The organism is Nocardiopsis coralliicola (assembly GCF_054779695.1).
In genome coordinates this window covers 1-8,154 of record NZ_BAAGXT010000087.1, presented here as the reverse complement: position 1 = coordinate 8,154, position 8,154 = coordinate 1, and the positions used below count along the sequence as shown (strand labels likewise).

At 73.8% G+C, this 8,154-nt stretch carries 8 protein-coding genes, 1 rRNA gene and 1 pseudogene; 4 read left to right on the top strand and 6 right to left on the bottom strand.

Translation table 11 applies throughout. From position 1 onward, the window contains the following. The first annotated feature begins 252 nt into the window (after positions 1 to 252). Both ACYVGT_RS27935 and rrf read left to right on the top strand, forming a co-directional pair. Complete coding sequence (locus ACYVGT_RS27935; RefSeq protein ID WP_460863813.1) at positions 253 to 900, top strand: class I SAM-dependent methyltransferase; 648 nt, start codon at positions 253 to 255, stop codon at positions 898 to 900. A gap of 108 nt (positions 901 to 1,008) precedes the next feature. Then, positions 1,009 to 1,126: ribosomal RNA gene (rrf, locus tag ACYVGT_RS27930) — 5S ribosomal RNA — on the top strand. 127 nt (positions 1,127 to 1,253) lie between these two features. On the opposite strand, the gene ACYVGT_RS27925 is transcribed toward rrf, so the two are convergent. Beyond that, positions 1,254 to 1,853: a TetR/AcrR family transcriptional regulator gene (locus ACYVGT_RS27925; protein WP_460863812.1), complete on the bottom strand. Its 600-nt coding sequence runs from the start codon at positions 1,851 to 1,853 to the stop codon at positions 1,254 to 1,256. Positions 1,854 to 1,952: 99 nt separating this feature from the next. Here ACYVGT_RS27925 and ACYVGT_RS27920 point away from each other — a divergent pair, with 99 nt between their 5' ends. Continuing rightward, a complete protein-coding gene (locus ACYVGT_RS27920; RefSeq protein ID WP_460863816.1) occupies positions 1,953 to 2,474 on the top strand; it encodes a DUF4267 domain-containing protein in 522 nt (173 codons plus the stop codon). Here ACYVGT_RS27920 and ACYVGT_RS27915 read toward each other — a convergent pair. Next, positions 2,364 to 3,347, bottom strand: a pseudogene (locus tag ACYVGT_RS27915) (DMT family transporter); the annotation flags it as partial. The gene ACYVGT_RS27920 and the pseudogene ACYVGT_RS27915 overlap by 111 nt on opposite strands. 7 nt (positions 3,348 to 3,354) lie before the next feature. On the opposite strand from ACYVGT_RS27915, the gene ACYVGT_RS27910 reads away from it, so the two are divergent. Beyond that, a complete protein-coding gene (locus ACYVGT_RS27910; protein WP_460863809.1) occupies positions 3,355 to 4,260 on the top strand; it encodes a LysR family transcriptional regulator in 906 nt (301 codons plus the stop codon). Here the strand turns inward: ACYVGT_RS27910 and ACYVGT_RS27905 are convergent. From ACYVGT_RS27905 to ACYVGT_RS27890, 4 genes are all read right to left on the bottom strand, one after another. Next, positions 4,232 to 5,086, bottom strand: a complete 855-nt coding sequence (locus tag ACYVGT_RS27905; RefSeq protein ID WP_460863807.1) for an inositol monophosphatase family protein — start codon at positions 5,084 to 5,086, stop codon at positions 4,232 to 4,234. The two genes, ACYVGT_RS27910 and ACYVGT_RS27905, sit on opposite strands and share 29 nt — an antisense overlap. A 216-nt stretch (positions 5,087 to 5,302) precedes the next feature. Then, positions 5,303 to 6,526: a phosphoserine phosphatase SerB gene (gene serB, locus ACYVGT_RS27900; RefSeq protein ID WP_460863805.1), complete on the bottom strand. Its 1,224-nt coding sequence runs from the start codon at positions 6,524 to 6,526 to the stop codon at positions 5,303 to 5,305. Positions 6,527 to 6,614: 88 nt separating this feature from the next. Next, positions 6,615 to 7,301 (bottom strand): DUF1707 SHOCT-like domain-containing protein, encoded by a 687-nt coding sequence (locus tag ACYVGT_RS27895; protein WP_460863803.1) that lies wholly within the window; start codon positions 7,299 to 7,301, stop codon positions 6,615 to 6,617. Positions 7,302 to 7,366: 65 nt separating this feature from the next. Further along, positions 7,367 to 7,936: a DUF1707 SHOCT-like domain-containing protein gene (locus ACYVGT_RS27890; protein WP_460863801.1), complete on the bottom strand. Its 570-nt coding sequence runs from the start codon at positions 7,934 to 7,936 to the stop codon at positions 7,367 to 7,369. Positions 7,937 to 8,154: the final 218 nt, after the last annotated feature.

Sequence of the window (8,154 nt, the reverse complement as noted above, 5' to 3'; positions counted from 1 at the left end):
GTGGTGGGGAGGGGTTGGAGGGCTTTTGGTTCTCTGGCTCCTCCCTTCTTTTTTGCCCACACTTGTGAACATGTGAATGGCAATTCAGCCGCGTTCGCGGGTTGGCGGGTTGAGGGTGCCGGACCCGCTCTCCCGACGGGGCTCTGCTGCCTTCCCCTCCGCCGGTCGGAGGTCTACCGTCGCACCCAGGGCGCTCAGTGGCCGGCGGCGCGGCCGGCCACGTGCTGCCCGGCGCTCACCGGGAGGGCAGCCATGGATGACGGGCACGACGATGCAGTGATTGCCGCGCACCGCCGCTACTGGGACCAGCACGGAGCCGACTACGACCGGGGGATGGCCAAGCTCGACGGCTGGTTCTTCGTCGACGGCCGGCGATGGATGTGTGAACGGGCCCGCGGGGATGTCCTCGAGGTCGGTATCGGCAGCGGCCTGAACCTTCCGCACTACCCCGCCGGAACGCGCCTCGTCGGTCTCGACCTGAGTCCGCGGATGCTCGCCCGGGCCCGCGACCGGGCGGACCGGCTGGGAATGCCGGTCCGCCTCCACCAGGGCGAGGTGGGCCGGCTGCCGTTCGCGGACCAGTCCTTCGACACCGCCGCTGCCGCGCTCCTGCTCTGTTCCGTGCCGGACGTCGCCGCAGCTCTGGCGGAGATGCGACGGGTCCTCAAGCCGGGAGGACGGCTTCTGCTGCTCGACCACGTGCAGCCGTCCTCCGCCCCGCTGCGGTTGCTCTTTCGCGGGCTGCAGTGGTGCGCCCACCGCTTCCAGCCGGAGAGCGGCGAGAACTTCCTGCGGCGGCCCTACGCCGCTGTCCGGGACGGCGGATTCACGGTCGAAGAGCGGGTGCGGACCCGCGGTGGGGCGGTCGAGCGGATCGCGGCCGTGCGGGGGGACGGCTGAGGCCGCAGGCGGGGAGTTCCGCTGGTTTGACCACTCCCCCACCGGTGCTAAGCTGGTACCAGCGAAAACGCAGCGACTTCCGCACCGCGTGACGGTGCGGGCCAGAGTTGCGGTGGTCATAGCGAGAAGGCTCCACCCGGTCCCATTCCGAACCCGGTCGTTAAGCTTCTCAGCGCCGATGGTACTGCCCTCATGGTGAGGGTGGGAGAGTAGGTCGCCGCCGCACTTTCCTTCGAAGAGGGGGGACCCTGGCGGGTCCCCCCTCTTTCGTTGTGCCCTCCGGTCCGGCGGCAGGCAGGTCCTTGCCTTGGTCCTGAGCGGCCGGGCCCGGGCGGAGTCGGACCGGAGGGGAGTCAGCTGCCGGCCGCGAGGGCCGCCACCAGATAGGCGATGCGGTCGTCCCGCGCCGCCGTCCGCAGGCGCCCGGCCTGGCTCAGCGACACGAGTCCGTGCAGTGCCGCCCAGAGCGTTTCCGCGGCGGTCGCCGCATCGCCCCCGGGGCCGGCGAACGGCGCGGCGAGATCTTCGATCTCGGCGAAGGACTCGCGCAGAGCGGCCGGGGTCTCCGCGGTGGCGAAGCTCAGTTGCGACGGCATCGTGAACATCGCCCCATAGAGCGCCGGGTGGTCCGCGGCGAAGTCGAGATAGGCCCGCGCTGCCGCCGCCAGAGCGGTCCGCGCTGCTGCGGGGGCACCGGTCGGCTCCTCCCCGGCGCGCGCCGCGCGGATGCGCTCGGCGAGCTCCCCGAACCCCTGCTCCGCGACCGCGGCCACGATGGCGCCCTTGCCGGAGAAGTGGGCGTAGAGGACCGGCTGGCTGTACTCGATGAGCTGGGACAGCCTTCGCGTCGTCACTGCCTCCCAGCCCTCGGCCTCGGCCAGGCGCCGGGCCTCGGCCAGGATGAGCTCCCGGCGGGCAGCCCGCTCCCGCTCCTTGCGCGTCCCTGTCGGCATCCCTCGAATCTAGCATCGCTAGCTATCCAGGCCCCGCCCGTGCTAGCGTCCAGGCATTGTCCTAGCGCTGCTAGATTTTCGCTCTTCCGAGGTGGACCCATGTCCGGAGTACGAATCCTTTCCGGCCTCACCGCGGCGGTGGGGGTGGCCGTCGCCGTGATCGGTATCCGCTTCCTCGTTGCGCCCGAGGCTGCGGTTGCCGGCTTCGGCACCGCCGATCCCGCCGCCTACCTGGACGCCAAGGGGGTCCGGGACCTGGTCTGCGGAGCGGTTGCCCTCGCCTGCCTCGGCCTGTTCCTGTGCGGGGCCCTCAGCGCGCGCGGGCTGGCGGTCCTGGTTGCCGTCTTCTCCGCCGTTCCCGCTGGGGACGCGGTCATCGTGCTCTCCCGCGGGGGGACCGCAGCGGCCGCCCTGGGGATCCACGGGGCGACCGCGCTCGCCATGCTGGGCATCGCCCTCGGGCTGTGGCGCGCCGCGCCGGGCCGTGCGTTCCGCCGCCCAGACGGTGAGCACCACCAGCGCGCAGCCGGCGCCCTGCAGCAGGGTGGGCTGCTCGCCGAGGAAGACCATGCCGATCACGATGGCGAACACGGGCGGCAGCACCAGGATGGCCGCCGCTGAGCCGGGGTCCAACCGCGGGAGGGCGGCCCCGATCAGCAGCCAGGTGAGGACCTGTCCGGTCAGGGCCAGCAGGCAGAGCCACGCCCAGGAGGCCGCGGTGAGGGATGCGAATTCGAGGCCGCCGAGCAGGCCGCCGAGTGCTGCGGCCGAAGCGGCAGCGGTCGCCGTTGATACGAGGACGGGCGTCGCAGCGTGCCCCCGGCCGCCGCCCAGCCGGGTCAGGAAGAGGTAGCCCGCATAGGCCGCTCCGGCGCCGCAGCCGGTGGCCAGCCCGAGAAGGGGGTCGTCGCCCGAACCGGCTCCGGGGCCGAGCCCGGCTGCCAGGGCCAGCCCCGCCAGGAGGACCGGTACGGCCGCGATGAACGACCGCGCCGGCCGGACGCCGGTGACCAGAGCCGTGAGCAGCGGGAAGACGACGACCTGGATGTTGATCAGGACCGTCGCAACCCCGGCGCCGACCGCCTGGATCGCTGTCGCCCACAGCACGAAGTCGATGCCCAGCAGCACACCGGCGGCGGAGTCGGTCAGCATGTGCCGTGCGGGGCGGCGCCCGGCGCGGCGGAGTTCCAGCAGCGCCATCGGCAGCAGTACCGGCAGCGCCAGTGCGCAGCGGAGGAACGCCGCCGTGGCGGGTTCGGCTCCGGAGGCTTTCATGAGTGCGCCCGAAGCCGCGGTGCTGGTGGACCCGCCCAGCGCGAGCGGGACCGCGCCGATCCGGTCGAGCAGGTGCGGGCCGCCGGGCTGCTGCGCGGCGGCGGGCGCGGCTGAAGAGCGGGGGGCGGATCCCCGCGTGTCGCTGACTGGCACCCTTCCACTCTGCCGATCTCGACAGTGAAATAAAAGCGATGTTTTGTCGGCAGTAATCGGTAGCATTGCTGATGTGTTCGGAATCGATCGCCTCCGTGCCCTCAACGCCGTTGCCGAGCACGGAACCATTGCCCGAGCGGCCGATGCGCTGCACGTCACTCCGTCGGGGATGTCGCAGCAGCTCGCCAAGTTGGAGCGGGAGGCGGGCCGCCGGCTGCTGGAGCCGGACGGCCGCACCGTCCGCCTCACCCCGGCAGGCCGCGTCCTCGCCGATCACGCCGCCGCGGTACTGCACCGGCTGGCCCGGGCCCGCAGCGACCTGGACGACCTCGGGGAGGAGGTGATGGGGCCGCTGCGCATCGGGGGTGTGGGCAGCGCGGTCCGCACTCTGCTGGCCGGGGCCCTGTCCCGGCTGCGCGCCGACCACCCCCGGGTCGCACCCCGAGTGCGCGACGGCGAAGTGGTCGACCTGCTCCCCCGGCTGATGCGAGCAGAGGCCGACCTGCTCCTGATCGAGAGCTGGACCTCCCGGCCGGTCGCCCTCCCGGCCGGAGTGGCGGCCCGCGACCTGGTCGACGAAGAGGTCGCGGTCGCGCTGCCGGACAGCCACCCGCTGGCCCAGCGGGACCGGGTGGGCCTGCGCGACCTCGCCGACGCCGACTGGGCGACCTGCCTGCCCGGCACCGAACCCTACGAGGCGCTGGTCCAAGCAGGCCGCGCCGCCGGATTCGAGCCCCGGACCACCTTCGCGCTCACCGAGATGCCCACCCAGCTGGCGCTGGTCGGTGCCGGCCTTGCCGCCGCGCTCGTTCCGGAGATGGGGCGCAGCCCCGGCGCGGACGGTGTCCGGTTCGTCGCGACCGAGCCGGCGCTGCGCCGCCGGGTCCGCGTGGCGTGGCGGGCCGGCGCGGACACTCCGGTCGTGCGGGCCTGCGTGTCGGCCCTGGAGGTCAGCGCCCGTCAGCGGCCAGCCCTGTGAGGCGCTCCGCCAGTGACCGGCCGAGCCTGCGGGCGCGGGCGTTGGGCGCGGACGCGGCGTAGCCCGGCGCGAGCTCGGGGGGCAGCGGGATCCCGTAGGGGTCGGACTCCGGATCGCCGATCGGCGCGTGCACGCCGCCGGAGGAGCGGACCAGCGCCACGCCCGCAGCGATCTCGGCCGGCGCCGCGCCCAGGCCGCAGGCGGCATCGGCGCGGCCGGAGGCCACCCACGCCAGGGCCAGCGACGGGTTGCGGATACGGCGGATCTCGGCCTCGCCCAGGAGTTCGGCGAAGAAGCGCACCTCGGGCCGGTCGGCGCTGCCGGGGCGCGGCAGATCGGTGATGACCAGCGGCGCCGGCGCCGCCGCCGTGGCCGGCGTGCGCGCCGCGTGCCCCGCGCGCAGGGGCAGGCCCGGCCCGCCGATGAAGCACTCGTCCCGGTCGACATCGAGCACGCACCCCGCCGCCAGCCGGCCCTTGGCCGCGACAGCCACGGAGATGGCGGTGACCGGCAGGCCGCGGAGGAAGTTGCCGTCTCCGGAGACCGCGTCGGCGTAGAACGTCACCCCGTTGGTGCCGGCCGCGACCGGCCCGCCCGGCCCCACGACCGCGGAGCCGGGGTAGGCGGCGCGCAGCGAGCGGGCCAGATGGCGTTCGACGGAGGCGCCGATGTCGGTCACCGGGGTGAAGCGGTCTCTGGCCCCGACGACCGGGACGTCCGGGACACCGGAGAGGTAGTCGCCCGCTGAGCGCACACAGCGCTCGAGCGCGGCGATGAGCGATGCGGGTCGCGGATCGGCGCTCGCGCCCTGGTCGCAGAGGGGCATGACGGCCTCACTTCGCGTGGGGGGTGGCGTCCCAGGCAACGCCGAAGCGTACGCGATCCGTCACGCCGAGGTGCCCCGAATGCGTAATTCGGGTCGTCGTGCGGCCCAGTCCGGTACCGCACGGCGCGCGGCCCGCAGGACGGGCGGGCGGCCGGCCGCAGGCCGTCCGGTTCAGCGGCCGCAACCCCCCTCCGCGGTGCGGGGCGGGTGCGGCGCCTAGTCCGTGCGGTCGGCGGCTTCGACCTCTTCGCGGGAGATCCCGAGGAGGTAGACGATGGAGTCGAGGTAGGGGACGCTGACGGAGGTGTCCGCCTGGGCGCGCACGACGGGCTTGGCGTTGAAGGCGACGCCGAGGCCGGCGGTGCTCAGCATGTCGAGGTCGTTGGCGCCGTCGCCGATCGCGACGGTCTGCGACAGCGGCACGCCCGCCTTCTCCGCGAACGCCCGCAGTGCGGTGGCCTTGCCCTTGCGGTCGATGATCGGGCCGACGAGGCCGCCGGTGAGCTTGCCGTCGGCGATCTCCAGCGTGTTCGCGGCCGAGTAGTCGAGCGCGAGCCGGTCCACCAGTGCGTCGGTGACCTGGGTGAACCCGCCGGAGACGATGGCGAACTCGTAGCCGAGCCGCTTCAGGGTGCGCACCAGGGTCCGGGCGCCCGGCGTCAGCACCAGCCGCTCGCGCACCTCGTCCAGCGCCGACGCGTCCAGCCCCTTCAGCAGCGCCACCCGGCGCCGCAGCGACTCCTCGAAGTCGAGCTCGCCGCGCATCGCCTCCGCGGTGACGCGGGCGACCTCCTCGGCGCAGCCGGCGTGCTCCGCGAGCAGCTCGATGACTTCGCCCTGGATCAGGGTCGAGTCGACGTCCATGACGATCAGGTGCTTCGCGCGCCGGTGCAGGCCGGCCGGCTGGAGCGCGACGTCGATCTGCTGGGTGGCCGCCTCGCGCGCGAGGTCCTCGCGGAGCACCTCCGGATCGGCGCCGGACACCTCCAGCTCCAGCGACGTCACCGGGTAGCCGGCCAGCCGGCCGACCCGCTCGATGTTCGCGCCGACCCGTGCCACCGCCGAGGTGATCGCGCTCAGAGCGCCGGGCCGCAGCGGTTCCGCGAGCACGGTCACGTGCAGGCGCTCATCGCTGGGGACGGTCACGCGGCCGTCCGGACGCGTCCCGCCGATCGTGAACTCCGCCTCCATCTCCAGGTCGATGGAGGTCTTTTCGACGGCGGCGCGGACCTCCTCGTAGAGGCGCTCGCGGCGCACGCCCGGCGCCACGCTCTCGTCGACGTCGAGGAGAGCGCCCAGGACGAGGCGGCCGCCGATGACAACCTGGTCCAGGTCGACGAGGAACACCGGAAACACCGAGAGGGTCGAGAGGAGCCGCGCGCTCACGCCGGGGCGGTCGCGCCCGGTCACGGTGACCAGAAGCGTTGTGTGATCGTTCATCGCGGGATCAACGGTACTCGCACCCTTGCGGCGCGGCGGGCGCAGGGCAGGGAGACGCCGCGCACCTGCGCCGATGTTCACTCTGCGGCTACCCGCGCTTCTTCTTCCGCTTCGGCGGCTTGACCTTGACGTCGATCCCCCCGAACAGGCAGGTCCCGGTGAGCCGGATGACCGGGGCGGACGGCTCGACGACGGAGTCCGCGCCGTGCAGCGACGTGCCTCCGAAGATGGCGGTCGTGTTGTTCACCACACGGACGCCCGGCGGGACGATGAGGTCGACCCCGCCGAACAGGACCGCGCACTGCACCGTCACCTCGCGCTGGGACAGCACCGCCTCGCGGAAGTCGAGCGAGACGCCGCCGAACATCGCGGACACGTTGGTGCGCGGCTCGGCCAGCCAGCGCCCCTTGCGGTCGGCGCCGCCGAACACCGCGACGATGTTCTCCCGCCCCTGGCCCGTGGCAGCAAGCTGCTCGGCTTCGGGGGTCGACAGCGGGCGCCCGGCGTCCCCGGCTGCGGGCAGGTCGCGGGTGATCTCGGCGAGCTGGCCGATGGTCTTCGCGCGGTAGAGCTGGTCGATCCGCTCCTCGTGCTCGGCGGGATCGAGCCGGCCTTCGGCGAGGGCCTCGCGGAGCCGCTCGGCGACCCCTTCGCGGTCCGCGTCGGAGGCGCGGAAGGTTTCGGGGCCCGCAGGCGCGCCCGCAACCGGACCACCCTCGGGGCGCGGCGCCGGGCGGTGCGGCCTCGGGTCGGGGGTGTTCGGGTCGGGCTCCATGGCGGGCCTTTCTTGGTCGGAGCGGGTGGGCAGGCCGGTAACCAGGCTACGAATATGCCACGAGGTCAGCGGTGCGCCACAGTCACGCCGCCGCAGCAGATGAGGCCGGTCAGGACCACCGTGCGCCCGGCTCCGGCGGTGCCGGCGGTTTCGGCGCCGTTGACCACGTGGCCGAGGGCGGTAGTGGTGCGGTCGTCGACGCGCACCCCCGGGGGCACGATCAGCTCCAGGCTGCCGGCCAGGATCGCGCACTGCACGGTGACCGCGCGCTGGGAGAACTCCGCCTCGCGCAGGTCGAGGGTGACGCCGCCGAACAGTGTGGAGGCGTTGGTGCGCGGTTCCACGTACCAGTGCTCGGCCCGGGAGGCGCTGCCGAAGACCGCCACGATGTTCTCCGATGCGCCGTCGACGGCCAGGGCGCTGCCCGGGGCGGACCCGCGGGGCGAGGGGCCGCCCAGGTCGGCGGTGACCTCGGCGAGCCGCTCGACGGTCTTGGCGTCGTAGGCGGCGTCGAGGCGCTCGCTGTATTCGTCGTGGTCCAGCCGCCCGTCAGCGAGGGCGTCGCCGAGCGCTGCGGCGGTCTGCTCGCGGTCGGCGTCGGAAGCGCGGAGCCCGGTGGTGGCGGTGTCGTTCATGCCTTCGAGTATCCGCGCGGCGGCGCCGCCGCGGATCGGGTGCCGACCCTGGCGTTCCCCGGATAATCCGCCCGGGATGTCAGGGTGCCCCCGGGGGGCGGCGCACTGCGGGCGCGGTGCGGCCGCTACCGCGGTGCGCCGGCGCCGTAGGCGGCGACGCGGGCGCGGCGGACGGCGGCTTCGAGTCCGCGCAGGGCGGGCCGGCCGGTGCCGCCCAC

Excerpts from the sequence above, each read along its gene's own strand:
- ACYVGT_RS27920 (WP_460863816.1), top strand. The coding sequence starts at position 1,953 with ATGTCCGGAGTACGAATCCTTTCCGGCCTCACCGCGGCGGTGGGGGTG.
- ACYVGT_RS27935 (WP_460863813.1), top strand. The coding sequence starts at position 253 with ATGGATGACGGGCACGACGATGCAGTGATTGCCGCGCACCGCCGCTAC.
- serB (WP_460863805.1), bottom strand. The coding sequence starts at position 6,526 with ATGAACGATCACACAACGCTTCTGGTCACCGTGACCGGGCGCGACCGC.
- ACYVGT_RS27890 (WP_460863801.1), bottom strand. The coding sequence starts at position 7,936 with ATGAACGACACCGCCACCACCGGGCTCCGCGCTTCCGACGCCGACCGC.
- ACYVGT_RS27905 (WP_460863807.1), bottom strand. The coding sequence starts at position 5,086 with ATGCCCCTCTGCGACCAGGGCGCGAGCGCCGATCCGCGACCCGCATCG.
- ACYVGT_RS27895 (WP_460863803.1), bottom strand. The coding sequence starts at position 7,301 with ATGGAGCCCGACCCGAACACCCCCGACCCGAGGCCGCACCGCCCGGCG.
- ACYVGT_RS27925 (WP_460863812.1), bottom strand. The coding sequence starts at position 1,853 with ATGCCGACAGGGACGCGCAAGGAGCGGGAGCGGGCTGCCCGCCGGGAG.